Here is a 23,824-nt window from a genome sequence, read left to right as displayed (position 1 = left end):
CGCGCCGTCAGCTTGCCCTTCGCGTGCTGGGCCTCGGTCGCCCGGTCACTGGGTCCACGCCGCGCCTGCTCGCGCAGGGAGTGCAGCTCGGCCACGCGCCCGCGGGCGTCCGTCGGCTCGCTCGGAGTCTGGTCCACAACGGTCATGTACCGACCTTACGAAGCCGACCATGAAAAACCTCCGTTGGTTCTACACAGTCTCGGCCGTGTTCCGCTGTCTGGCCCGCACAGAACCGCGAAGCGGTGCACGAAGACCACCAGGCGAGACGGCCGCGGGTTGTGGCAGTCCCACAAAAAGGCCTGACACCCCGACCAGATGTTGAAAATTGAACGGAATGGGTCTACGGTCGTTCTCGTTGAAGGTTCAACGACTTCGACACCGTCCCCCCACCAAGGAGAGAGTCATGGGTCTGTTCACCCGCCGCAACCAGCAGGACGCCGCCGCCACCGTCGCCACCCTCGACGCGGACCCGGCCCTGGCCGCCCTCACCGGCGACTACACCATCGACGCCGCCCACAGCAGCGTCGGCTTCACCGTCCGCCACGCGATGGTGACCAACGTCCGCGGCGCCTTCGGCGACTACTCCGGCGCCCTGCACCTGGACGGCAGCGACCCCACCCGTTCCACCGCCACCATCGACGTGAAGATCGCCTCCGTGGACACGGGCATCGCCGACCGCGACGCCCACCTGCGCAGCGACGACTTCTTCGCGGCCGACGCCTTCCCGCTGATGACCTTCCGCTCCACCGGGGCGGCCCGGGTCGGCGCGGACACCTACCGCATCACCGGCGATCTGACGATCAAGGACGTCACGCGGCCGCTCTCCATCGACCTGGAGTTCAACGGCTCCGCCACGGACGTCTACGGCAACGAGCGCGTCGGCTTCGAGGGCTCCGCCGAGATCCTGCGCTCGGACTGGGGCCTGACCTGGAACGCCGCGCTGGAGGCCGGTGGTGTCATGGTCAGCGACAAGGTGAAGCTGACCTTCGACATCTCGGCCGTCCGGCAGGCCTGAGCCGGAGGACCGCGGTCTGCGCAGACTCCGCACCGCCACCGCCACCGGATCCGGGGGCGGCCCTAGAAGCCGCCCCCGCCGTCGAAGCCCCCGCCGCCGCCGAAGTCCCCTCCGCCGAAGCCGGAGGGGTCGAAGTCGGCGCCGGAGAAGTCCCCGCCCTCGTGCCCGCCGCCGAAGTCGGAGGCGTAGGCGTGGCCGGGCGACATCATCGAGCCCAGGAAGGTGCCCACCAACAGGCCGGGGAGCACGCCGCCGCCGAAGTACCCGCCGGCCCAGGGGCCGTACGCGGGCCCGGCGTCGTAGTAGGGGCGCGGGCCGTACTCGGTGTCCACCGTCCGGACCATCGGGTCCCGGCCCTCGCGCAGCCGGACGGCGTCCGCCGCGCACACGGGCACGCTGCGGGCGGCCCCGCCCGCGGGCGCCCAGTCGGCGTCCTCGGTGCTCGGCCCGTGCCGCGGGTCGAAGAAGCAGGGCGGACGTCGCTCGGGCAGCGGCCCGCCCCGGCGCCGCGCGTCCAGGCTGGCCAGGGCGAAGCGGCCGTCCTCCAGGGCCTGGGTGACCCCCCTGACCTCCTCCGGATGCTGTACCGCGGCCATGATGTCCTTGGCCTTCTCGTACGAGTCGAGGCCCCGGGAGTAGTCCGCGCGCATGGCGTCGTCCGCGCCCGGCTCCGCGGGGTGGAAGTCCAACCGGTCGAGCTCCTCGCCGAAGGCCGTGATGTCCTCGTCGACGACCTTGCGGAGCTTCTCCACCGCCTCGCGCTCCGCTTCCTCCTTCTTCCTGCGGCTGCGGCGCACCAGGGCGTACGCACCGCCGCCGCCGATCAGGGCGACCGCGCCGAGGGTGACGAGCCCGCCGACCGGGACGCCGCCGTCAGCGCCGGCGCCGCCGCTCCAGGAGGCCGGGGCGGAACCCCTGGCCTGGGGAAGTGCCTGGTCGACGAAGTTGTTCAGCTGCGTGGTCGCGTCCACCGGCCCGCCCGCCTTCACCGCGGCGGTGAGGTTGTCCACGGCGTTGGGCGACATGACCACGGGGTCGGCGCCGGCGTCGAACCTGTCGCCGAGCCGGATCGCGTACAGCCCGGTGACGCCCGTCTCGGTGCGGACGGTGCGCAGCACGCTGTCGGCCGGGAACTCAGGGGTGGCCGGCAGCACGGCGACGAACACCGGCTTGTCGGCGTCCTTGATCTTCTTCGTCAGCGCGGCCGCCTCGTCCTCGGGCAGCTGCGCCGCGGCGCGCGGGTCAACGTAGACGGGGCCCTGCTTGAGGGCTTCCGCCACGACTTCGGGCCCGGTCGCCGCCGACGCCTGCGGGGCGGTCGCGAGGACGCCGGCAGACAGGGCCAGCAGGAGCCCGGAAAGTACGGATATCAGCCTGCTCCTCATACTCCCGACGCTACCTGAACCGTCACTCTTCCGTGTGAACCGGACATAAGAAACGGCTCTCGGCAGGCCGGCCCACCCCTACCCGGCGGTCACTCGGCGGGCTCGACGCCCGCGTGCAGGAGGCCGTACGTGATGGCGTCCTCCAGGGCCTGCCAGGAAGCCGCGATCACGTTCGGGGCGACGCCGACGGTGGACCACTCGCGGGTGCCGTCCGTGGTGGAGATCAGGACGCGGGTCGTGGACTCCGTGCCGTGCGTGCCCTCCAGGATGCGGACCTTGTAGTCGGTCAGCTCGAACTTGGCCAGCTGCGGGTAGAAGCGTTCGAGGGCCACCCGCAGGGCCCGGTCCAGCGCGTTGACCGGGCCGTTGCCCTCCGCCGTGGCGACGATCCGCTCGCCCTTGGCCCACACCTTGACCGTGGCCTCGTTGGCGTGGGTGCCGTCCGGGCGGTCCTCGACGATCGCCCGCCAGGACTCCGTACGGAAGTACTTGCGGGCGCGGCCCTCCGCCTCGGCCCGCAGCAGCAGCTCGAAGGAGGCGTCCGCGGCCTCGTACGTGTAGCCCGCCAGCTCGCGCTCCTTGACCCGCTCGACCACCCGGGCGATCAGGGCGCGGTCCCCGCCGAGGTCGACGCCGAGCTCCTTGCCCTTGAGTTCGATCGAGGCGCGGCCGGCCATGTCGGAGACCAGCATCCGCATGGTGTTGCCGACGAGCTCGGGGTCGATGTGCTGGTAGAGGTCCGGGTCGACCTTGATGGCCGAGGCGTGCAGGCCCGCCTTGTGCGCGAAGGCGGAGACGCCGACGTAGGGCTGGTGCGTGGACGGGGTCAGGTTCACGACCTCGGCGATGGCGTGCGAGATGCGCGTCATCTCGGCCAGCGCGCCCTGGGGCAGCACCCGGCGGCCGTACTTGATCTCCAGTGCGGCGACGACCGGGAAGAGGTTGGCGTTGCCGACCCGCTCGCCGTACCCGTTCGCGGTGCACTGGACGTGCGTGGCGCCCGCGTCGACGGCGGCGAGGGTGTTGGCGACCGCGCAGCCGGTGTCGTCCTGGGCGTGGATGCCGAGGCGGGCACCGGTGTCGGCCAGGACGGTGGAGACGGTGGCGCTGACCTGCGCGGGCAGCATGCCGCCGTTGGTGTCGCAGAGGATGACCACGTCGGCGCCGGCCTCGTGGGCGGTGCGGACGACGGACTTGGCGTACTCGGGGTTGGCGCGGTAGCCGTCGAAGAAGTGCTCGCAGTCGACGAAGACGCGGCGCCCCTGGGAGACCAGGTGGGAGACGGTGTCGCGGACCATCTCCAGGTTCTCGTCCAGGGTGGTGCGCAGGGCGAGCTCGACGTGGCGGTCGTGGGACTTGGCGACCAGGGTGATCACCGGGGCGCCGGACTCCAGCAGGGCCCGCACCTGCGGGTCCTCGGCGGCCGAGCCGCCGGCCCGCCGGGTCGCGCCGAAGGCGACGAGCTGGGCGTTTTTGAACCGGATCTCGGCGCGGGCGCGGGCGAAGAACTCGGTGTCGCGGGGGTTGGCGCCCGGCCAGCCGCCCTCGATGAAGCCCACTCCGAACTCGTCCAGGTGCCGGGCGATCGTCAGCTTGTCCGCAACAGTGAGGTTGATGCCCTCACGCTGGGCGCCGTCGCGCAGGGTGGTGTCGAAGACGTGGAAGGCGTCGTCGGGTCCCCGGGCCGCGTCCAGCGCTGTCGCCTCTGTCGTCGTCATGCTGGTCTGACTCCTGTCGGATGAGTGGTTCCGGATGACCGGGCTCCACTGCCCCCATCATCGCGCGCATCGCCGTCCCGGCAGGGTGCGGGCCGGTAAACGAAAAGACCCCTCGCGGGTGCGAGAGGTCTGCGCGCGGGTCTGGGGCACGGTGGCCGCCACCGCGAAGGTCTTCCACGGTTCAGCGGCCACTGCGGACCGGCGCGCTGCTGCCGATAATCACAAGCTGAGCAAGCACGTTCGCAGTGTGTCACACGGGGGTCGCCGGACGCCTGGGCGTCTCACGATACGAGAGACTGGTCCAGGAATTCCGAGACGTGGGTCAGGATGTCCTCCCGCCCGATCCCGGGCAGGCCCACGGCGACCTGGATGCTGAACCCGTCCAGCAGGGCCCGCAGCCGGGCCGCGAAGCGGTCGGGATCCACCGGCCGGAACTCGCCGCGGGAGATGCCCTCGGCGAGCAGGGCCACCAGGTCGCGGTGCCAGGCGCCCTCGATGGCGGCCTGCCGGTCGCGTTCGCCGGGGCCCGCGTTCTGCGAGCGGTTCCAGACCTCCAGCCACAGCGTCCAGTGCGGGTCCCGGGCCTCGTCGGGCACGTACAGGTCCACGTACGCGTTCAGGCGCTCGCGGGCCGCTCCGCGGCGGGCGAGCAGGGCCCGTCGCTCGGCGCCGAGCGCGGCCTCGCTCCACTCCAGGGTCTGCAGCAGGAGCTCGTCCTTGCTGCCGAAGTAGTAGAGGAGGTGGCCGCTGCTCATGCCGACCTCGCGGCCCAGGCCGGCCATGGTGAGGCCCTCCAGGCCGCGCGCGGCGATCGTGGCCATGGCGGCGGCGAGGACGTCCTCGCGCGGCGGTGCGTTCTTCCGTGCCGCGCGTGCTCCACCCGCCGCCGCCATGGGCTACTCCTCGTCGTTTCCGCTGCCGGTCCGCCTCCGGTCAGACCTTCGGCTGCTGCTGGGTGATGCAGTGGATACCGCCACCCCCGGCGAAAATCGTACGTGCGTCGACGAGGGTGACGGTCCGCTCCGGGAACAGGCCGCGGAAGATTTCGGCCGCCTCCTCGTCCCGCGGGTCGTCGAAGGCGCACAGCACCACGCCGCCGTTGCACAGGTAGTGGTTGATGTAGGAGTAGTCGACCCACTCCCCGTCCTCCTCCAGCACCGTCGGCGCCGGGATCTCGACGACCTCCAGCCGGCGGCCCCGGGCGTCGGTGGCCGCGCGCAGGAGGGCGGCGATCGTCTTGCAGCGCTCGTGGTCCGGGTGGGCCGGGTCGGGCTGGGTGTGCACCATCACCACGCCCGGCCGGGCGAAGGCGGCCACGATGTCGACGTGGCCCTGGGTGCCGTAGGTGCCGTAGTCGCCGGCCAGGCCGTACGGCAGCCAGATCGCCTTGGTGGTGCCGAGATGGGCGTGGATCTCGGCCTCGACCTGCTCGCGGGTCCAGCCGGGGTTGCGGCCCTGGCCGAGCTGGACGGTGTCGGTGAGCAGGACGGTGCCCTCGCCGTCCACGTGGACGGCGCCGCCCTCGTTGACGAGGGGGGTGCTGAAGGTGCGGGTGCCGAGGAGGTCCGAGACGTGCCGCGCGATCTTCGAGTCGTGCTCCCAGCGGGCCCATTCCTGGGCGCCCCAGCCGTTGAAGGTCCAGTCGACGGCCGCCAGCTCGCCGTGCTCACCGGTGACGAAGGTGGGGCCGATGTCGCGCATCCAGGCGTCGTCGAGCTCCCGCTCGACGACCGTGAGCTCGTGTCCCCCGCCGGCGCCGGCGATCGCGCGGGCGCCCTCGGCGTCACCCGGGGACACCACGAGGGTGACGGGCTCGTACGCGCGGACCGCGCGGGCGACGGCGCCCCAGGCGGCGCGGGCCTCGGCGAGCTCCTGCTCGTCGGTGAAGGTCGGGTTGGGGCTCGGCCAGGCCATCCAGGTGCGCTCGTGGGGGGTCCACTCGGCGGGCATCCGGAATCCGTCGGCGGCGGGCTTGGTCATGGCAGGGGTCCTTTGGGGCTGTGCTGGTCAGAGGAAGTACAGGCGGTTGAGGCAGACCGAGTCGGCCGCCGGGGAGCGCAGCGGCTCACCGTCGAGGGTGACGAGCCCGTTGCGCGCGTCCACGTCGACCGCACCGACCCGGGAGTTGAGCAGGAGGTCCCGGGGGCCGATGCCGCGGGTGCCGCGCACGGCGACGCGGCGGCGGCGGGTGGGCATGGCGTCGGAGCCGAGGGCGGCCGCGGCCGCGGAGACGAAGGCCACCGAGATGTCGGCGGCGGTGGCCCCGTACGAGCCGAACTGCGGTCCGAGCACGAGGGGTTCGCAGGTGTCGGTGGCGGCGTTGGGGTCGCCGGTGACCCCGTACGCGGGGAAGCCGGACTTGAGGACGAGCTGGGGCTTGGCTCCGAAGAACTGGGGGCGCCAGAGCACGATGTCGGCGAGCTTGCCGACCTCGATGGAGCCGATCTCGTGGGCGAGGCCGTGGGCGATGGCCGGGTTGATGGTGAGCTTGGCCAGGTAGCGCAGGACGCGGGCGTTGTCGTCGCCTGCGCCGTCACCGGCCAGCGGCCCGAGTTCGGCCTTCATCTTGGCGGCCATGGCGAAGGTGCGGCGGACGGTCTCGCCGGCCCGGCCCATGCCCTGGGCGTCGGAGGAGGTGATGCCGATCGCGCCCAGGTCGTGCAGGACGTCCTCGGCGCCCATGGTGCCGGCGCGGATGCGGTCGCGGGCCATGGCGGCGTCGCCGGGGAGGTCCGGCTTGAGGTCGTGGACGGAGACGATCATGCCGTAGTGCTCGGCGACCGCGTCCCGGCCGAAGGGCAGGGTGGGGTTGGTGGAGGAGCCGATGACGTTCGGCACGCCCGCCATCCTCAGCACGTTGGGGACGTGTCCGCCGCCGCAGCCCTCGATGTGGAAGGCGTGGATGGTGCGGCCGTCCAGGACGCGCAGGGTGTCCTCGACGGAGAGGCACTCGTTGAGGCCGTCCGAGTGCAGGGCGACCTGGACGTCGTGCTCCTCGGCGACGCGCAGGGCGGTGTCCAGGGCCCGGGTGTGGGCGCCCATGTCCTCGTGCACCTTGAAACCGCTGGCGCCGCCCTGGGCGAGGGCCTCGACGAGCGGGGCGGGGGCGGAGGACGAACCGCGGGCGAGGAAGCCGATGTTGACGGGCCAGGCGTCGAAGGCGTTGAAGGCGTGCTTGAGCGCCCACGGGGAGTTGACGCCGACGCCCCAGACGGGGCCGAACTCCTGGCCGATGACGGTGGTGACGCCGGCGGCCAGCGAGGCCTCCATGATGCGCGGGGAGAGCAGGTGGACGTGGGTGTCCACGGCGCCGGCGGTGGCGATGAGGCCCTCGCCGGAGACGATGCTCGTGCCGGTGCCGACGACGACGTCCACGCCGTCGAGGGTGTCGGGGTTGCCGGCCCGGCCGATCGCGTGGATCCGGCCCTCGCGGATACCGATCGAGACCTTGCGGATGCCGAGGACGGCGTCGATGACCAGCACGTTGCTGATGACGACGTCGCAGGTCTCCCGTACGGCGGCGGCCTTGAGGTGCAGGCCGTCGCGGGCGGTCTTGCCGAAGCCGGCCAGGAACTCGTCGCCCGGGGCCTGCGCGTCGTGCTCGACGCGGACGGTGAGCCCGGAGTCGCCGAGCCGGACCCGGTCCCCGGCCCGGGGGCCGAAGACGGCGGCGTACTCGTGCGGGTCGATGTGCCGGCTGCCCGGCGCGCAGTGGTCGCTGTGCTTGGTGGGCCTGCTCATGCGGTGGCTCCTTCCGGGCCGTTCGGGTCGCCGTGCTCACCGGGGGTGCTGTCGTCGTCGCCGTGTGCACCGGGGGCGCTGTCGTCGCCGTGAGCGCCGAGGTAGCCGCAGGCCCGAGCCCTGGCCAGCGCCTGGGCCTTGGCTCCGGGGGCGTCCAGCGGGCCGTCGACCAACCCGGCGAAGCCGACGGCGATGCGGTCGCCGCCGATGGGGACGAGGCCGACGTCGGCCGCGCCGTGCGGGTCGAACCGTACGGACGAGCCGGCGGGGACGCACAGGCGCATGCCGTAGGCGGCGGCGCGGTCGAAGTCGAGGCGGGGGTTGGCCTCGAAGAAGTGGAAGTGGGAGGTGACGCTCACCGGGACGGAGGCGGTGTTGCGCACGTGCAACCGCACCGCCGGCTCCGGTTGCGGGGTCCCGGGGCCGGGGACGACCGCCCCCGGGGCGTCATCACCGAGGGGGACCGCGCCCCGGATCGGGGCGGGGACCACCGCGAGGCGGGAGCCGTCGTCGAAGACCGCCTCCACGTGCACCTCGGTGACCACGTCGGATACGCCGGGCAGAACGTCGCCGGGGCCGAGCACGCTGCGGGCCTCCTCGACGGCCTCCGCCAGGCGCTTCCCGTCGCGTGCGGCCTCGCAGACCGTGTCCGCGATGAGCGCGGTGGCCTCGGGGACGTTGAGCCTGAGGCCGCGGGCCCGCCGGGCCCGGGCCAGTTCCGCGGCGCTGCGCAGCAGCAGCCGGTCGCGCTCCGTAGGGGTCAGCCGCACGCCGATCCACCACCTTTGCAGTCGATGAGTTAGAGCATCACTCTAACTCTTCAATCGTTGTCCGGGAACGATTGACCCGGCGGCAAGGCCTGAGTCACATTGAATGGCGCTCAAACAACGTGCCACCACCCCCCGCCCTGCCAAGGGAGTTCCCCATGCCCATCGAACAGCGCGGAGTCGACACCATCCCCGAGGGGGAGCGGACGAGCAGTCCCCGAGGGGGAGCGGACGAGCAGTCCCCGCGACCTGATGTCGATCCTGCTCGGCTCCAATCTCTGCCTCGGCGTGATCGTGTTCGGCTGGCTGCCCCCGTCCTTCGGACTGGGCCTCGTACCGTCGGTCACCGCCATCGTGGCCGGCACCCTCGCCGGCATCGCCTTCACCGCGCCGCTCGCCCTGGTCTCCCTGCGCACGGCGACCAACCTCTCCACCTCCAGCGGCGCCCAGTTCGGCGTACGCGGACGCCTCGTCGGCTCCGTGGTCGGCCTGCTGCTCTCCCTCGGCTACACGGCGCTGACCCTGTGGATCGGCGGCGACGTGATGGCCGGCACCCTCTCCCGCCTCACCGGACTGCCGGAGAACGGCGCCACGCGGGCCGTGATGTACGGGGGCCTGGCCGTGTTCACCGTGGTCGCGGCCGTCTTCGGCTACCGGCTGCTGCTGCGCATGAGCAAGCTGCTCACCCTCGGCATGGTGGTGCTGCTGGCCGTCGGCGTGTACGCCTACGCCCCCGGGTTCACCGCCGCCGCGCCGCCGGACACCCCCTACCTGCTCGGCTCCTTCTGGCCGACCTGGCTGCTCGCCGCCGTCGCCGCCGGCCTCAGCGGGCCCGTCGCCTTCATCACCCTGCTCGGCGACTACACCCGCTACGTCTCCCCCGCCCGGCACAGCTCCCGTGCGGTGTACTGGGCCACCTGTCTCGGGTTGCTGGCCGGCCTGCTGGTACCGCAGCTCTTCGGCACCTACACCGCGCTCGCCGCCCGGGCCGGCGCCGACTACGCGGGGCCCCTCGTCGCCGCCGCGCCGGCGTGGTACCTGCTGCCGCTGCTCCTCGCCGCGGCGGCCGGCTCGGTGGGCAACGCCGGGCTGATGCTCTACTCCATGGGCCTCGACCTCGACGCGATCGTGCCCCGGGCCACCCGCACCACGGCCACGCTGGCGGCCGCCGCCGTCGCCACCGCGTTCGTCTTCGTCGGCTCCTTCGAGTGGGACGTGCAGTCCGCGATGACCTCGTTCGTGCTGCTGTTGACCGCGATCGGCACCCCCTGGGCGGTGATCACCCTGATCGGCTACCGCCGCTGCCGCGGCCGGTACGACGCGGAATCCCTCCAGGTGTTCAACCGTCGGGCCCGTGGCGGCGTCTACTGGTACAGCGGCGGGTGGAACCTGCGCGCCACCGCCTCCTGGGCGGCGGGTGCGGGGGTCGGCCTGACCGCGGTGTCGACCCCGCTGTACGAGGGCCCGCTCCTGGCCCTCACCGGCGGGGTGGACTGCAGCTTCATCCTGTCGGGGCTGGTCGGCGGTGCGGTGTACGCCGCGCTGACGGTCCGGCCCGAGGCGGCTCCGGCCGCCGGGACGGCAGGGAGGGCCGCGGTCGCGACCGACTAGGACACGCAAGGCGGAAGGGAACGGGGAGGCGCCGTGGAAGAGCTCGCGTACGTGGCGGGGAAGATCGTCAAGGGTATGGCCGGCCTGGCCTATGCGTTCGGCGACGCGCTGGTGGGCCTCGGCCCGGACGGGACGAACGACGACGGCAAGAAGAAGCGGCGCGAGGGCGAGGCGGACGAGGAGCGCTGACCCCGCTCCCCTCCTCCCCGGCCGAACGCCGAAGGCCCCCCGTGCGGTGCGCGGGGGGCCTTCGGCCGGTTCGGGGCGGTGGTGCCTAGCCGAGCGGGTGCATCCAGCCGTGGGTGTCCTCGGCCCGGCCGGTCTGGAGGTCGAGGAGCGCCGTGCGGAGCTTCATCGTGACCTCGCCGGGCTCGCCGTCGCCCTGGGTCCAGTCGGCGCGCTCGGACTTGACGGAGCCGACGGGGGTGATGACGGCGGCGGTGCCGCAGGCGAACACCTCGGTCAGGGTGCCGTTCTCGTTGTCGCGCTTCCAGTCCTCGGTGGAGATACGTCCCTCCTCGGCCGTGTAGCCGAGGTCGCGGGCGATGGTGAGGAGCGAGTCGCGGGTGATGCCCGGCAGGAGCGAGCCCGTCAGCTCGGGGGTGACGATGCGGTCGCCGTACACGAAGTACAGGTTCATGCCGCCCATCTCCTCGATCCAGCGGTGCTCGACGGCGTCGAGCCAGACCACCTGGTCACAGCCGTGCGAGGCGGCCTGGGCCTGGGCCACGAGGGACGCGGCGTAGTTGCCGCCGGTCTTGGCGGCGCCGGTGCCGCCCTTGACGGCGCGCACGTACTCCTCGGAGAGCCAGACGGAGACGGGCTTGACGCCGCCGGCGAAGTAGGCACCGGCCGGCGAGGCGATGACCATGAAGAGGAACTCGTTGGCCGGGCGGACGCCGAGGCCGACCTCGGTGGCGAACATGAACGGCCGCAGGTACAGGGAGGCCTCGCCGGAGGACGGCACCCAGGCGCTGTCCTGCTTGATGAGCGCGTCGCAGGCCTCGATGAACAGCTCGGTCGGCAGCTCCGGCATCGCCATGCGGCGGGCGGAGGCCTGGAAGCGCTCGGCGTTGGCCTCCGGTCGGAAGGTGGCGACGCTGCCGTCGGGCTGGCGGTAGGCCTTGAGCCCCTCGAAGATCGTCTGCGCGTAGTGCAGGGTCATGTTCGCCGGGTCCATCGACAGCGGCGCGTACGGGACCAGCTCTGCGTCGTGCCAGCCGCGGCCCTCGGTCCACTTGATAGTCACCATGTGGTCGGTGAAGTGGCGGCCGAAGCCGGGGCTGGCCAGGATCGCCTCGCGCTCCGCGTCGGACAGCGGGTTCGAGGAGGGCTTGAGCTCGATCGTGGGCATCGTCATGAGTGCATGTCCTTCACCGGTTGTGTATGGCGGACCGCGCTCACGGCGTACAGGACGTCCGAGCTTCCCCGCATTCCGCGGTCTCGCGTTCGATTATCGCGCGCGAGCCGTGTGCGGAGAAGCGGGGGGAGTGTGCGGCCCAGGGGAGATGGTGGCACCCGGGACCGCACAGGAAAAGCCGCCGGGTGCGTTCGTCGCGCGACCCGGCGGCTTCCTGGTGGGGCTGCCGGGTCAGCCGGCTACTCGTGCGGCGATCGCGTCGCCGATCTGGTCGGTCGTCCGGAAGGTGCCGTCCCGCTCCGCGAGGTCGGTGGAGACGGCGTCCTCGATGCGGACGGCCCGGTCCTCGTGGCCGAGGTGGCGCAGCAGGAGGGCGACGGACAGGATCGTCGCCGTCGGGTCGGCCTTGCCGGTGCCCGCGATGTCCGGTGCCGAGCCGTGGACGGGCTCGAACATCGACGGGAAGGCACCGGTCGGGTTGATGTTCCCGGAGGCGGCCAGACCGATCCCGCCGGTCACGGCGGCTGCCAGGTCGGTGAGGATGTCGCCGAACAGGTTGTCCGTGACGATCACGTCGAAGCGCTCGGGCTGGGTGACGAAGAAGATCGTCGCCGCGTCGACGTGCAGGTAGTCGGTGGTGACCTGGGGGTACTCGCGGGCGACCGCGTCGAAGGTGTTCTTCCACAGGTGACCCGCGTACACGAGGACGTTGTTCTTGTGCACCAGGGTGAGCTTCTTGCGCGGGCGGGCGTTGGCCCGCTCGAAGGCGTCGCGGACGACGCGCTCGACGCCGTACGCGGTGTTGACGCTGACCTCGGTGGCCACCTCGGCGGGGGTGCCGGTGCGCAGGCTGCCGCCGTTGCCGGTGTACGGGCCCTCGGTGCCCTCGCGGACCACGACGAAGTCGATCTCCGGGCGGCCGGCGAGCGGGGTGGCCGTGTTCGGGAAGAGCTTCGAGGGGCGCAGGTTGATGAAGTGGTCGAAGGCGAAGCGGAGTTTGAGCAGCAGCCCGCGCTCCAGGACGCCGGACGGGACCGACGGGTCGCCGATGGCGCCGAGCAGGATCGCGTCGTGCTGCTTGAGGGCGGCCAGCTCGGCGTCCGGGAGGGTCTCACCGGTGCGGTGCCAGCGGCGGGCGCCGAGGTCGTACTCCTTGGTCTCCAGCTTCACGTCCTGGGGCAGGACCGCGGTCAGGACCTTGAGGCCCTGAGCCACGACTTCCTGGCCGATGCCGTCACCGGGGATCACTGCGAGATTGATGCTGGTCGACATGTCGGAACCGTACTCCCTGTCCCAAGCCTCAGACATATTGCGTCCACCATGTGGACGCAATACGCCTCTGCTCCGGGTGCGGGGCGCGCCGGGGTCAGTGACCGGCCGAGCCGCCGTTGTCGCGACGGTCGAGGGCGCGCTGCAGGGCGGCGGCGGCGTTCTTGCGGTCGGCGTCGGCAGTGGTGGAACGGCGGACGCGAGGGGCGGAGGCAGGGGAGGTCTTCGTCATGGTGATCGACTCCTTGAGTGCGCGGCGTGAGGGGCCGCATGAGGGATACCTTCAAGGCGCCGGAAGGGGCGGGAGCGCTGCGCCGCAGGGGTTGCCTGCCGGGGGCGCGCGTCGTCGGCCGCCATTCGCCTGATCAGCGAGACGTTCGGCTCTTACAAAGCTAGGGCAGGTCCCGCCGTATGTCTCTGCAATTAGTCGGACTTCCTACTATCTGAGACGCACAACCCCCCGAAAGGATCTCTTCGGGCATCCGGTTTCAGGCCTTCGCAGAGCGAAGTTCCCTGATCAGAGCCCTTACTGCGACGGTGGCAGCGGATTCCGGGGCAGTGACGTATCCCACCTGCCTCACCGGCCTCGAAGGGCCCAGATCGGTGATGCCGACGGAGTCGTCCGCCTCGCGCAGCGACAGCTCCGGCATGATCGCCATGCCGAGCCCGCGCCCGACCATGGTGAGCACCATCCCGTCGTCCTCCGCCTTGACCGTGGCGCAGGGGATCCAGTCCTGGGCGCGCCACCACGCGCGGGTGTACGAGCCGCAGTTCTCGTCCCAGTCCAGCAGCGGCAGTGACCTCGGGTCGGCATGGCCGGCCGGGTGGACCAGGGCGTACGCCTCCTCCACCAGCACCCCGCTCAGCAGGCCGGGCGGCAGCCCCGATCCGTCCGCGTTCAGCGTGGCGATGGCCAGGTCGGCGCGGCCGGCCGCCACCTCCCCCGCCGTGCCGGCGCCGAGCTCGCGCACCACCCGCACCTGCGGGCGGATGCCGGGGTACCGGTCGGCGAGCCGTTCCAGGGCGGGCGGCAGCAGGTGCAGGGCCGCGCTGCGGAAGGCCGCGATGCGCAGCACCCCCTGGAGGGCGTCGCGGTCGGCGCCGCCCGCTGTGGCCGCGCGCACCTCGGAGCCGAGGGCCTCGTACAGCCGGAGGATCCGCCGGGCGAGGGCCACGGCCCGCTCCCCCGCGGGGGTGGGCGAGGCGCCGGAGCGGCCGCGCTCGAAGAGGACCGCGCCGAGCTTCGCCTCGCTGCCGCGCACCGAGTGGGAGACCGCCGACTGGGTGAGGCCGAGGCGGCCGGCAGCGGCGGAGAACCCGCCGGTCTCGGCGACGGCGACCAGGATCCGCAGTTCACGCGGGGCGAGTTCGGCCGCTGCGGTTGCTGCCATGGGGGCTCCCACCTCGTCGTATGAGCAGTCCTCATGGATCTGCCGCTTCCATGATCGCAACCCTCTGCCCGGCCCGGCGATTCCTTCCTACGGTCCTTCCCATGACCGCGAACACCGCTTACGCCGTGCACCAGACCGCCCGTCCCACCGGCTTCCCCACCGCCTCCGACTTCACGCTCGTCCGCACTCCGGTCCCGGAACCGGCCCCGGGCACCGCCCTGGTGCAGAACCTGCTGCTCTCCGTGGACCCGTACCACCGCGGGCTGATGGACGGCGGCGAGGACGGCTTCGAGCTGGGCACCCCGCTGGAGGGCCGCTCCGTGGGCCGCGTGCTCGCCTCCCGCGACCCGGGGCTGCACCAGGGCGACCTGGTCTTCCACCGCCAGGGCTGGCGTACGCACGCGCTCGTCACCCTCGGGGTGGAGGGCACCCGCGTCCTGCGCCCGCACCAGGGGGTCCCGCTGGAGGCGTACCTGAGCATCCTCGGCGGCACCGGTCTGACCGCGTACGCCGCCCTCACCCGGACGGCGGCCCTGCGCGAGGGCGAGGACCTCTTCGTCTCGGCCGCGGCGGGCGGCGTCGGCACCGCCGTCGGACACCTCGCGCGGTTGATGGGCGCCCGCCGGATCATCGGCAGCGCGGGGTCCGCGGCGAAGGTCCGGCACCTCACCGAGGTCCTCGGCTTCGACGCGGCCTTCGACTACCACGACGGGCCGGTCGGCGAGCAGCTCGCGCAGGCGGCGCCCGACGGCATCGACGTCTACGTGGACAACGTGGGCGGGGACCACTTGGAGGGCGCGATCGGGTCGCTGCGCGAGTTCGGGCGGATCGCCTGGGTCGGCGGCATCTCCCTGTACAACGGCGACCGCTCGCCCGCCGCACCGCGCAACCTCTTCGAGGTGGTGCACAAGTCGCTGCGCCTGGAAGGGGTATTGGTCCGCCACCACACCAATCTGCAGGAGGAGCTGGAGGAGTTCCTCGTCCCGCACCTGCGCAGCGGCCGGGTCGGCACCGACACCACCGTTGTCCAGGGGATCGACCGCACGGTGGATGCCTTCCTGGGCGTGCTGCGCGGGGACAACACGGGCAAAATGCTGGTCCGTCTCGACGGCTGAGCCGGGTCGGCCGGATGTTCACCGACTGATTGCCGCACGGCTGTGGACCTTTGGGCCGGCGGCCGCCACCCTGTCCGTCGTCGTGCCGACGGGGCACGGGAGTTGGAGGCGGGAAGCCAGTGACACCGATCAGCCGCAGAGGGTTCGTGGGCATCGGCGCCGGGCTGGTGGCCGGTGCGGCCCTGCCCGCGGCCGTCCCGGCGACGGCGGCCGCGGCTGCCGCGACCGGCACGATCACCGATGTGAAGCACGTGGTGGTCCTGATGCAGGAGAACCGCAGCTTCGACCACTATTTCGGCAGGCTGAAGGGGGTCCGCGGGTTCGGTGACCGCGCCGCCGGCAACATCCCGGGCGGCTGGGGCACCTTCAACCAGCCCAACTGGTTCGGGCGCCAATACCCTTGGAAGCTCAGCGCGACGCCGCCGGCCGGGGGTGTGGACGGCGAGACCCTCGCCCAGTGCAACGGGGACCTCCCGCACAGCTGGACCTCGCAGCACGCCGCCTGGAACAAGGGCCGGATGGACAACTGGGTGACGGGGGTCGGCAACATCCGCACCCTGGGTTACCTGGACCGGGGCGACATCCCCTTCCACCACGCCCTCGCCGACGCGTACACGATCTGTGACGCGTACTTCTGCTCGGCGCTCAGCGCGACCGGCCCGAACCGCACCTTCCTGTGGAGCGGGAAGATCGACGCGTCCAGCAAGGACGGCGGCGAGGAGTCCGGGCTGACCTGGGAGACGTACGCGGAGGCCCTCCAACGGGCCGGCGTGAGCTGGAAGGTCTACCAGAACGCCCAGGACAACTACGGGGACAACGGCCTGGCCTACTTCAAGCGGTTCACCGACGCCCGGCCCGGCGACCCGCTGTGGGACCGGGGCATGGGCTCCGTCCCCAAGGTCACCGGCTCCACGCCGGACGACATCGCCGCGGCCATCCGCGCCGACGTCCTCGCCGGCACCCTGCCGCAGGTCTCCTGGGTCGTGGCCAGCGAAGCCTTCTCCGAGCACCCGTACGCCCCGCCCGGGGACGGCGCGCACTTCGTGGACCTGGTCTACCGGGCGCTCGCCGCGAACCCGGAGGTCTTCGACTCCACCGTGCTCTTCCTCAACTACGACGAGAACGACGGCTTCTTCGACCACGTCGCCCCGCCCGTGGCCCCGCCGGGCACCCCGGGCGAGTACCTCGACGGCGTGCCGATCGGGCTCGGTTTCCGGGTGCCGATGCTGGTCATGTCCCCGTGGACCCGGGGCGGCTGGGTGAGCTCGGAGGTCTTCGACCACACCTCCGTCCTCCGCTTCATGGAGACGTGGACGACCGCGCACGGCACCCCGGCCCTCTGCCCGAACATCAGCGCCTGGCGCCGCAGCGTCAGCGGCGACCTCACCGGCGTCTTCGACTTCGCCCGTCCGGTCTACGGAGTCCCCGCCGGGCTGCCGTCGACCGCGAAGGTCATCGGCCAGCAGACCTGCGGCCCGCTGCCCAACCCGGTCCCGCAGGACAACGCGCTGCCGGCCCAGGAACCGGGGACCCGGCCGGCGCGGGCGCTGCCGTACCAGGTGAACGGCAACCTGGACCGCTTCGAGTTCGGTCCGGCCGGCCAGATCCTCGCCTGGTTCTCGATGGCCAACCAGGGCGCGCAGGCCGAGCGGGCCGCGCACTTCTCGATCCACCCGCACCAGCACCGGGACACGACGCCCTGGCAGTACACGGTGGGCCCGGGCACCACCGCCACCGACTGGTTCCACATCGGCCTCGGTAGCGGCTCCGGCGCGTACGACATCTCCATGTACGGGCCGAACCGCTTCCTGCGCCGCTTCATCGGCGACGCCTCGAAGGCGGGCAAGGCGATCGAGGTCGCGGCCCGCTACGCGGTCGAGCGGGGCACCGGCAAGACGGCGATCTGGTTCAAGATGACCAACGCCTCCGCCGCGCCGGTCACCTTCACCATCCGGGCCGACGCCTACCGCAAGGACGGCCCGTGGACGTACACCGTCCCGGCGAACTCCTCCCGGGAGGACTTCTTCAACGCGGTGGCCTACGCGAACGGCTGGTACGACTTCACCGTCCTGGCGGACAGCGACTCCACCTGGTCGCGCCGCTACACCGGCCACATCGAGACCGGCGCCCCCAGCATCTCGGGCAGCTAGAACGGGGCGGCGCGGGCGGGGCGGGGCGGGGCGGGCGGGCGGGCTAGAGGACGTCCCCGTCCCGCCAGTCGAACCACAGTCCCTCGGCGGGGTCCGGCAGGGCACCGCCCTTGGGCACCCACACGTACGTCGTGCCCTCCTCCTCGGCGAGGCGGACCGGCCCGTCGGGCGAGAGCGCCCCGATCCGCCCGCCCCACACCGTCCAGCCGCGGCTCTCGTACAGCGCGGCCCCCTCGTCGGAGGCGGAGAGGGCGCCGAGCACGTACGCCCGGGCCGTGACCTCCTCCAGCTCCGCCATGACGGCGCCCCCCAGGCCCCGCCGTCGCGCCCCGGGCCGGACGGCCACGGCCTCGACGTAGCCGCAGCGCAGCGCCCGCCCCGCGTGCAGCACCCGCCGCTGGACGACGCTGCCGTGCGCGAGCAGCTCCCCGCCCGGGCCGTACACCAGGGCGTGCATGCCGCCGAGCGCGTGCTCGAAGTCCTCCTCGTCGAAGTCCCCGTCGAAGGCTCCGTGGAGCAGCTCCCTGATCCCATCGAGCTCGCCCTCCCCCAGCTGCGAGGTGTGCACGAGCCGTACCGGCATCTCAGTCATCCCCCCAGTCTCCGGCACAACCGCAGCAGCACCGGCGTGCTCAGGCCACCCGCGCGCAGGTACGGCTCGGCGTCGAGCCACCGCGCGGCGTCGAGGGCGAGCCGGTGCACGGTCGTCCCGAGTCCGGCGACGTACTCCTCGATCTCGATGCTGTCGTACGGGCGCCCCCGCGCGGCGTACAGCGCGCCGACCCGGGGCTCGCTCAGCCCGTGGTCGTGGGCGATCTCCTCGGGGCTCGCACCCATGAGGCGCAGCAGCACGAGGGCGATGATGCCGGTGCGGTCGCGGCCCAGGCCGCAGTGGAAGGCCACGCCGCCGGGCGGGGCGTCGGCGACCGCCTCCGCGACGGCGGCGACACGCTCGGGGAAGCGGGACAGGAAAGGCCGGAAATAGGCGGGGGTGCCGAAACCCGGACGCCCCCACCACACGTCCCAGAACTCCCGGTCCTCGATCCCGTCGAGCGGGATCCGGACCGTCTTCAGCCCGGCCGGGCGGGGCGCGCGGTCCGCTTCCGCCTCACCGTCGTTGCGCAGGTCGACGACGGTGCGCACGCCGTGGTCGGCCAGCGCGGTCCAGCCGCGGGCGGTGAGCCGGTCGAGGGCGTCGGCCCGGACCGCCCGGCCCTGCACCACCTCCCCCAGCCCACCCAACTCGCGGACGTTGAAGCAGCCTTCCCAGTCCAGGAAACGGCCGGTGCTCGTCACCGCCAATACCCCCCTGTCGGCACACAACGGACAAACAGCCGGGACGCGTTCCTGGCCCGCGCGGTTCCCCCCTCGGCACACTCGCCCCATGTCACCTACCGCCCAGCACTGGACCCCGACCCACGGCGAACCGTACCGGCCCGTCGCCTACCGGCCCGAGCGGATGCCGAGCAGCGAATCCCTGGCGCGTGCCGCCGAGTTGCTCACGCGGATGGACGAGCGGCGCACCGTACGCCACTTCTCCACCGACCCGGTACCCGAGCGGGTCGTCCGCGACGCCATCGCGTGCGCGGCGACCGCACCGTCCGGGGCGCACCAGCAGCCGTGGACCTTCGTCCTGGTCAAGGACCCGGACGTGCGCCGGCAGATCCGTGCCGCGGCCGAGCAGGAGGAGGAGATCTCCTACGACGGCCGGCTCGGCGACGAGTGGCTGGCGGCCCTGCGCCCCCTCGGCACGGACGCGGTCAAGACCCACCTCACCGATGCCCCGGCCCTGATCGTCGTCTTCCAGCAGCGCTACTGGCTCGGCCCCGACGGCGCGAAGCGCAAGCACTACTACGTGGACGAGTCGGTCGGCATCGCGGTCGGGATGCTCCTGACGGCCCTGCACCTGTCGGGCCTGGCCGCCCTGATCCACACCCCGAGTCCGATGCGCTTCCTGTCCCACGTGCTGGGCCGCCCGGAGAACGAGAAGGCCTTCGCCGTGATCCCGGTCGGCTACCCCGCCGATGACTGCGAGGTCCCCGACCTGGTCCGCAAGTCACTGGACCAGGTCCTGTTCGAGGTCTGAGCCCCCGTGGCGGCCGGTCGCGACACCGGGAAATGGATACCGCCCCCGCTCCGGACTTGGGGGTACCGGAGCGGGGGCGGGGTTCGGCGGGGCCGGTCGGCCCGTACCGGGACGGTCAGCCCATGTGGGGGTAGCCGTACTCGGTCGGCGGGACCAGGGTCTCCTTGATGGAGCGGGTCGAGACCCAGCGCTGCAGGTTGGTCGCGGCGCCCGCCTTGTCGTTCGTGCCGGAGGCGCGGCCGCCACCGAAGGGCTGCTGGCCGACGACGGCACCGGTGGACTTGTCGTTGATGTAGAAGTTGCCCGCGGCGAAGCGGAGCTTCTCCATCGCGTCGGCGGCGGCGTAGCGGTCGCCGGCGATGATCGAGCCGGTCAGCGCGTAGGCGGACACCGACTCCATCTGGGCCAGCATCTCGTCGAACTTCTCGTCCTCGTAGACGTGCACGGCGAGGATCGGGCCGAAGTACTCGGTCGTGAAGACCTCGTTCTCCGGGTCGGTGCACTCGATGACGGTCGGGCGGACGAAGTAGCCCTCGGAGTCGTCGTACGTGCCGCCGGCGACGATCGTGCAGGTCGGGTCGGCCTTGGCGCGGTCGATCGCGGCCTTGTTCTTCGCGAAGGAGCGGTCGTCGATGACGGCGCCGATGAAGTTGGTCAGGTCGCGGACGTCACCCATGGCGATGCCGTCGACCTCGGCCGCGAAGGCCTCCTTGAAGCCGTCGTTCCAGATGGAGGCCGGGACGTAGGCGCGGGAGGACGCCGAGCACTTCTGGCCCTGGAACTCGAAGGAGCCGCGGGTCAGGGCGGTCTTCAGGACGGCGCGGTCCGCGGAGGGGTGCGCGACGACGAAGTCCTTGCCGCCGGTCTCGCCGACCAGGCGCGGGTAGGACTTGTAGTTCTCGATGTTGTTGCCGACCGTCTTCCACAGGTACTGGAAGGTCTTGGTCGAGCCGGTGAAGTGGATGCCGGCCAGCTCGGGGTGGTTCAGGGCCACCTCGGAGACGGCGATGCCGTCGCCCGTCACCAGGTTGATGACGCCCTTCGGAAGGCCGGCCTCCTCCAGGAGCTCCATGAGGAGGACCGCGGAGTGGGTCTGCGTGGGGGACGGCTTCCAGACGACCACGTTGCCCATGAGGGCGGGGGCGGTCGGCAGGTTGCCGGCGATGGCGGTGAAGTTGAACGGGGTGATCGCGTACACGAAGCCCTCGAGCGGGCGGTGGTCGCTGCGGTTCCACACGCCGGCGGAGTTCGCGACGGGCTGCTCGGCCAGGATCTGGCGGGCGAAGTGGACGTTGAAGCGCCAGAAGTCGACGAGCTCGCAGGGGGTGTCGATCTCGGCCTGCTGGGCGGTCTTCGACTGGCCCAGCATGGTGGACGCGGCCATCTTCTCGCGCCAGGGGCCGGCCAGCAGCTCGGCGGCGCGCAGGATGATCGCGGCGCGGTCGTCGAAGGAGAGCGCGCGCCAGGAGGGGGCGGCCGCGAGGGCGGCGTCGATGGCCTCCTGGGCGTCGGCCTGGGTGGCGTTGGCGTAGGTGCCGATCACCGACCTGTGGTCGTGCGGCTGGACCACGTCGAAGCGCTCGCCGCCGCCCATCCGCTTGACGCCGTTGATCGTCATCGGCAGGTCGATCGGGTTCTCGGACAGCTGCTTGAGCTGCGCCTCGAGACGCGTGCGCTCGGCACTGCCGGGGGCGTACGAGTGAACCGGCTCGTTGACCGGCGCGGGGACCTGGGTCACAGCATCCATGGCGGCACCTCTTCCGGGTGAATTCCTGACTTCAGCCGACGCGGGCTGAAGCGATTGCATTGCTTGAGCAGCGGTCAGGGCTTGACGCTTGACCGTCGTGAGTGCGTTGCTGCGGACGAGTGAGGAGCCCCGCGGGGCGGAGTCACGGGTCCGGTGTCTCCTTCGTCCAGACGTGCACCGGCTCGGCCGGCCGGTGGGCGGGCGACCGCCGTCGTCTCCCAGGGTGCACCTGGGTGACGTCGCCCGTCGCCCACCCCCTCATCAGTTCTTGGTGATCATCGAGCGGAGGAAGAAGAGCAGGTTGGCGGGCTTCTCCGCCAGGCGGCGCATGAAGTAGCCGTACCAGTCCGTCCCGTACGCGGTGTAGACGCGCATGCGGTGGCCCTCGGCGGCGAGCCGCAGGTGCTCCTCGCTGCGGATGCCGTACAGCATCTGGAATTCGTACTCGTCCAGCTTGCGCCCGGCCGTCCGGGCGAGTTCCTGCGCGATGGCGATCAGGCGCGGGTCGTGCGACCCGATCATCGGGTAGCCCTCGCCGTCCATGAGGATCTTCAGGATCCGTACGTACGCCTTGTCGATCTCGGCCTTGTCCTGGTACGCGACCTCGGCGGGCTCCTTGTAGGCGCCCTTCACGATGCGCACGCGGCTGCCGTTGGCGGCCAGGCGGCGGGCGTCGGCCTCGGTGCGGAAGAGGTAGGCCTGGATGACGCAGCCGGTCTGCGGGAAATCCTTCCGCAGCTCGTCGTGGATGGCGAACATCGAGTCGAGGGTGGTGTGGTCCTCGGCGTCGAGCGTGACGGTGGTGCCGATGGCGGCGGCGGCCTCGACGACCGGGCGGACGTTGGCGAGGGCGAGCTCGTGGCCGCCCTCCAGCGCCTGGCCGAACATGGAGAGCTTGACCGACATCTCGGCCCGCTCGCCCAGCTCCAGCTCCTTGAGCCGGTCGATGAGCTCCAGGTAGGCGTCGCGGGCGGCGTAGGACTGCTCCACGGTGGTGATGTCCTCGCCGACCACGTCGAGGGTGACCTCCAGCCCCTTCTGCGCGAGGTCCTCGACGATCGGGATGACCTGGTCGACCGTCTCGCCGGGGATGAACCGGGTCACCACGGGCTTGGTCACCGGGGCGGCAGAGACGATTCGGCGCATCTTGTCGCTGCGCGAGGCGGCGAGGATCGCGGGACCCAGCACGGGGCACCTCCAACAGGTGGCAGAAGCAGGCGTCCGGTCCCTGTGTCGGGCGGTGCGGAGGCCGTCAGGAAAACGCTAGTGAAACCACCGTGAAACCTAAGGATGGACCCGATCCTCGGCCATCGACAGCTGTCACGCATCCGTGGCCGCGATCTCATACATGTGTCTGAAGACCCTGCTCACCGGTGGGAGAATGTCCGGGTGAAGGGCGATTACCAGGACCTGGTGGACGAGATTTCGGCGCTGCTCGGCGCCCCGGCGACGCTGGAGAACCGGGATTTCCGCCTGATCGCCTTCGGCGCGCACGACAGCGACGACGACCTCGCCATGGACCCGGTGCGCACCCGCTCGATCCTGACCCGCCAGTCGACGGCAGCCGTGCGGTCCTGGTTCGAGGGTTTCGGCATCGCCCGGGCCACGGGCCCGGTGCGGATCCCGGCGGCGCCGGACGCGGGGGTCTTCCGGGGGCGGATCTGCCTGCCGGTCCGGTACCGCGGGATCGTGCAGGGCTACGTGTGGCTGCTGGACCAGGAGCCCGGCCCGGGGCCGGAGGCACTGGCCGCCGCCATGGAGGTGGCCGACCGGATCGGGGTCCTGCTCGCGCAGGAGGCGAAGGCCGGGGCCGACCTGTCCCGGGAGTTCCTCGCGGTCATCACGGCCGGCCGGGGCTGGCAGCAGGACATGGCGGTGGCCTCGCTGCGGGCCGCGCTGGGCCCCGCCGCGGCGGACGGGCTGCACGCGGTGGTGTGCGTGGCACCGTGGTCCGGCGAGGCCCCGGCGTCGGTGCCGGGCGCGGCCGCGGTGTGCGTGGTGCCCCGACGGGGCGAGGGGGGCGCCATCACGGTGGCGGGCGTGGTCGCGGGCCCGGAGCAGGCGCTGGCGGTGCTGGTGCGGCTGCGCTCGGCGGACGTCCTCACCCCGGCCGAGGCGGTCGCGGTCCGGCTGCTCCCGCCCGGCGCCGGCCCGGGAGGCGGGGGTGCCCGTACCGCCGCGGCCCCGGCGGGCCGTACGGCAGCGGCGGCGCATGCGGCCGCCCCCGGCAGCCCGGCCGGCGCTCCGGCCCGTACGCCCGGCCCGGAGCGGGCGGTGGGGACCCCGGGCGCGCTCCCGGCCGGATCCGGACCGTCGGCAGGGATCGCCGAGCCGACTGCGGGGCTGGCCCGGCTGGGGGGGGCCCGGGGGGGCGGGGGGGGGGGGGGGCCGGGCGGGGGGGGCCCCCCCCCGCGCGGGGGGGGGGGCCGCGGGGCGGAGCTACGCCCCCAACCGGGGGCGGCACCGCGG

20 protein-coding genes and 1 pseudogene are annotated in these 23,824 nt (G+C 72.3%); 7 read left to right on the top strand and 14 right to left on the bottom strand.

Annotation, left to right across the window (positions count from 1 at the left end):
- Positions 1-403 precede the first annotated feature (403 nt).
- Entirely contained in the window at positions 404-1,015 is a 612-nt protein-coding gene (locus tag ACFVGY_RS20635; protein WP_385679341.1) for a YceI family protein, read from the top strand.
- Positions 1,016-1,077: 62 nt separating this feature from the next.
- On the opposite strand, the gene ACFVGY_RS20630 is transcribed toward ACFVGY_RS20635, so the two are convergent.
- The 6 genes from ACFVGY_RS20630 to ureA all read right to left on the bottom strand — a co-directional run bounded on the left by ACFVGY_RS20630 (position 1,078) and on the right by ureA (position 8,629).
- The gene (locus tag ACFVGY_RS20630) at positions 1,078-2,400 is read right to left on the bottom strand and encodes a hypothetical protein (protein WP_385679338.1); all 1,323 of its coding nucleotides are present in this window, start codon (positions 2,398-2,400) and stop codon (positions 1,078-1,080) included.
- 89 nt (positions 2,401-2,489) lie between these two features.
- Positions 2,490-4,118 (bottom strand): citramalate synthase, encoded by a 1,629-nt coding sequence (gene cimA, locus ACFVGY_RS20625; protein WP_385679336.1) that lies wholly within the window; start codon positions 4,116-4,118, stop codon positions 2,490-2,492.
- Between the two features lie 281 nt (positions 4,119-4,399).
- Positions 4,400-5,011 (bottom strand): TetR/AcrR family transcriptional regulator, encoded by a 612-nt coding sequence (locus ACFVGY_RS20620; protein WP_385679333.1) that lies wholly within the window; start codon positions 5,009-5,011, stop codon positions 4,400-4,402.
- A gap of 40 nt (positions 5,012-5,051) precedes the next feature.
- Complete coding sequence (locus ACFVGY_RS20615) at positions 5,052-6,098, bottom strand: agmatine/peptidylarginine deiminase (RefSeq protein WP_385679330.1); 1,047 nt, start codon at positions 6,096-6,098, stop codon at positions 5,052-5,054.
- 27 nt (positions 6,099-6,125) lie between these two features.
- Positions 6,126-7,859, bottom strand: a complete 1,734-nt coding sequence (locus ACFVGY_RS20610; RefSeq protein ID WP_385679327.1) for an urease subunit alpha — start codon at positions 7,857-7,859, stop codon at positions 6,126-6,128.
- Positions 7,856-8,629 carry an urease subunit gamma gene (gene ureA, locus ACFVGY_RS20605; RefSeq protein WP_385679324.1) on the bottom strand — a complete coding sequence of 258 codons (774 nt, stop codon included), beginning with the start codon at positions 8,627-8,629 and terminating at the stop codon, positions 7,856-7,858. Before ureA ends, ACFVGY_RS20610 begins: the two co-directional genes overlap by 4 nt.
- A 155-nt stretch (positions 8,630-8,784) precedes the next feature.
- On the opposite strand from ureA, the pseudogene ACFVGY_RS20600 reads away from it, so the two are divergent.
- A pseudogene (locus tag ACFVGY_RS20600) lies at positions 8,785-10,237 on the top strand (cytosine permease).
- A 33-nt stretch (positions 10,238-10,270) separates the two neighbouring features.
- Positions 10,271-10,426: a hypothetical protein gene (locus ACFVGY_RS20595; protein WP_385679321.1), complete on the top strand. Its 156-nt coding sequence runs from the start codon at positions 10,271-10,273 to the stop codon at positions 10,424-10,426.
- Positions 10,427-10,511: 85 nt separating this feature from the next.
- Here ACFVGY_RS20595 and ACFVGY_RS20590 read toward each other — a convergent pair whose 3' ends face one another.
- From ACFVGY_RS20590 to ACFVGY_RS20575, 4 genes are all read right to left on the bottom strand, one after another.
- Complete coding sequence (locus ACFVGY_RS20590; RefSeq protein ID WP_385679319.1) at positions 10,512-11,597, bottom strand: branched-chain amino acid aminotransferase; 1,086 nt, start codon at positions 11,595-11,597, stop codon at positions 10,512-10,514.
- Between the two features lie 231 nt (positions 11,598-11,828).
- A complete protein-coding gene (locus ACFVGY_RS20585; protein ID WP_385679316.1) occupies positions 11,829-12,869 on the bottom strand; it encodes a 3-isopropylmalate dehydrogenase in 1,041 nt (346 codons plus the stop codon).
- A gap of 94 nt (positions 12,870-12,963) precedes the next feature.
- The gene (locus tag ACFVGY_RS20580) at positions 12,964-13,098 is read right to left on the bottom strand and encodes a hypothetical protein (protein ID WP_385679314.1); all 135 of its coding nucleotides are present in this window, start codon (positions 13,096-13,098) and stop codon (positions 12,964-12,966) included.
- 256 nt (positions 13,099-13,354) lie between these two features.
- Positions 13,355-14,257, bottom strand: a complete 903-nt coding sequence (locus ACFVGY_RS20575) for a LysR family transcriptional regulator (RefSeq protein ID WP_385679311.1) — start codon at positions 14,255-14,257, stop codon at positions 13,355-13,357.
- Between the two features lie 101 nt (positions 14,258-14,358).
- On the opposite strand from ACFVGY_RS20575, the gene ACFVGY_RS20570 reads away from it, so the two are divergent.
- Positions 14,359-15,372: an NADP-dependent oxidoreductase gene (locus tag ACFVGY_RS20570; protein WP_385679308.1), complete on the top strand. Its 1,014-nt coding sequence runs from the start codon at positions 14,359-14,361 to the stop codon at positions 15,370-15,372.
- A gap of 119 nt (positions 15,373-15,491) precedes the next feature.
- A complete protein-coding gene (locus tag ACFVGY_RS20565; RefSeq protein ID WP_385679306.1) occupies positions 15,492-17,522 on the top strand; it encodes a phosphocholine-specific phospholipase C in 2,031 nt (676 codons plus the stop codon).
- Positions 17,523-17,565: 43 nt separating this feature from the next.
- Here the strand turns inward: ACFVGY_RS20565 and ACFVGY_RS20560 are convergent, their stop codons facing one another.
- Positions 17,566-18,114, bottom strand: a complete 549-nt coding sequence (locus ACFVGY_RS20560; protein ID WP_385679303.1) for a GNAT family N-acetyltransferase — start codon at positions 18,112-18,114, stop codon at positions 17,566-17,568.
- A complete protein-coding gene (locus tag ACFVGY_RS20555; RefSeq protein ID WP_385679301.1) occupies positions 18,111-18,818 on the bottom strand; it encodes a tyrosine-protein phosphatase in 708 nt (235 codons plus the stop codon). The genes ACFVGY_RS20560 and ACFVGY_RS20555 overlap by 4 nt, the downstream gene beginning before the upstream one ends.
- An 88-nt stretch (positions 18,819-18,906) precedes the next feature.
- Between ACFVGY_RS20555 and ACFVGY_RS20550 the strand changes: the two genes are divergently transcribed.
- A complete protein-coding gene (locus ACFVGY_RS20550; protein ID WP_385679298.1) occupies positions 18,907-19,608 on the top strand; it encodes a nitroreductase family protein in 702 nt (233 codons plus the stop codon).
- 115 nt (positions 19,609-19,723) lie between these two features.
- On the opposite strand, the gene pruA is transcribed toward ACFVGY_RS20550, so the two are convergent.
- Positions 19,724-21,355 (bottom strand): L-glutamate gamma-semialdehyde dehydrogenase, encoded by a 1,632-nt coding sequence (pruA, locus tag ACFVGY_RS20545; protein ID WP_385679295.1) that lies wholly within the window; start codon positions 21,353-21,355, stop codon positions 19,724-19,726.
- Positions 21,356-21,616: 261 nt separating this feature from the next.
- On the bottom strand, positions 21,617-22,543 hold the full coding sequence (locus tag ACFVGY_RS20540; RefSeq protein ID WP_385679292.1) for a proline dehydrogenase family protein: 927 nt from the start codon (positions 22,541-22,543) through the stop codon (positions 21,617-21,619).
- Between the two features lie 201 nt (positions 22,544-22,744).
- On the opposite strand from ACFVGY_RS20540, the gene ACFVGY_RS20535 reads away from it, so the two are divergent.
- Positions 22,745-23,824: PucR family transcriptional regulator (locus tag ACFVGY_RS20535; RefSeq protein ID WP_385679289.1), on the top strand; the 1,080-nt coding region annotated here is incomplete at its 3' end.

The sequence above is a fragment of the Streptomyces sp. NPDC127106 genome, assembly GCF_042677605.1.
Lineage (GTDB): Bacteria > Actinomycetota > Actinomycetes > Streptomycetales > Streptomycetaceae > Streptomyces.
This window is presented reverse-complemented; position numbering and strand designations above follow the sequence as displayed.

Coding starts and splice junctions, on each gene's coding strand:
- ACFVGY_RS20590 (WP_385679319.1), bottom strand. CDS start 11,597: ATGACGATGCCCACGATCGAGCTCAAGCCCTCCTCGAACCCGCTGTCC.
- ACFVGY_RS20575 (WP_385679311.1), bottom strand. CDS start 14,257: ATGGCAGCAACCGCAGCGGCCGAACTCGCCCCGCGTGAACTGCGGATC.
- ACFVGY_RS20620 (WP_385679333.1), bottom strand. CDS start 5,011: ATGGCGGCGGCGGGTGGAGCACGCGCGGCACGGAAGAACGCACCGCCG.
- ACFVGY_RS20580 (WP_385679314.1), bottom strand. CDS start 13,098: ATGACGAAGACCTCCCCTGCCTCCGCCCCTCGCGTCCGCCGTTCCACC.
- ACFVGY_RS20610 (WP_385679327.1), bottom strand. CDS start 7,859: ATGAGCAGGCCCACCAAGCACAGCGACCACTGCGCGCCGGGCAGCCGG.
- cimA (WP_385679336.1), bottom strand. CDS start 4,118: ATGACGACGACAGAGGCGACAGCGCTGGACGCGGCCCGGGGACCCGAC.
- ACFVGY_RS20570 (WP_385679308.1), top strand. CDS start 14,359: ATGACCGCGAACACCGCTTACGCCGTGCACCAGACCGCCCGTCCCACC.
- ACFVGY_RS20550 (WP_385679298.1), top strand. CDS start 18,907: ATGTCACCTACCGCCCAGCACTGGACCCCGACCCACGGCGAACCGTAC.
- ACFVGY_RS20630 (WP_385679338.1), bottom strand. CDS start 2,400: ATGAGGAGCAGGCTGATATCCGTACTTTCCGGGCTCCTGCTGGCCCTG.
- pruA (WP_385679295.1), bottom strand. CDS start 21,355: ATGGATGCTGTGACCCAGGTCCCCGCGCCGGTCAACGAGCCGGTTCAC.
- ACFVGY_RS20635 (WP_385679341.1), top strand. CDS start 404: ATGGGTCTGTTCACCCGCCGCAACCAGCAGGACGCCGCCGCCACCGTC.
- ACFVGY_RS20615 (WP_385679330.1), bottom strand. CDS start 6,098: ATGACCAAGCCCGCCGCCGACGGATTCCGGATGCCCGCCGAGTGGACC.
- ACFVGY_RS20560 (WP_385679303.1), bottom strand. CDS start 18,114: ATGACTGAGATGCCGGTACGGCTCGTGCACACCTCGCAGCTGGGGGAG.
- ACFVGY_RS20585 (WP_385679316.1), bottom strand. CDS start 12,869: ATGTCGACCAGCATCAATCTCGCAGTGATCCCCGGTGACGGCATCGGC.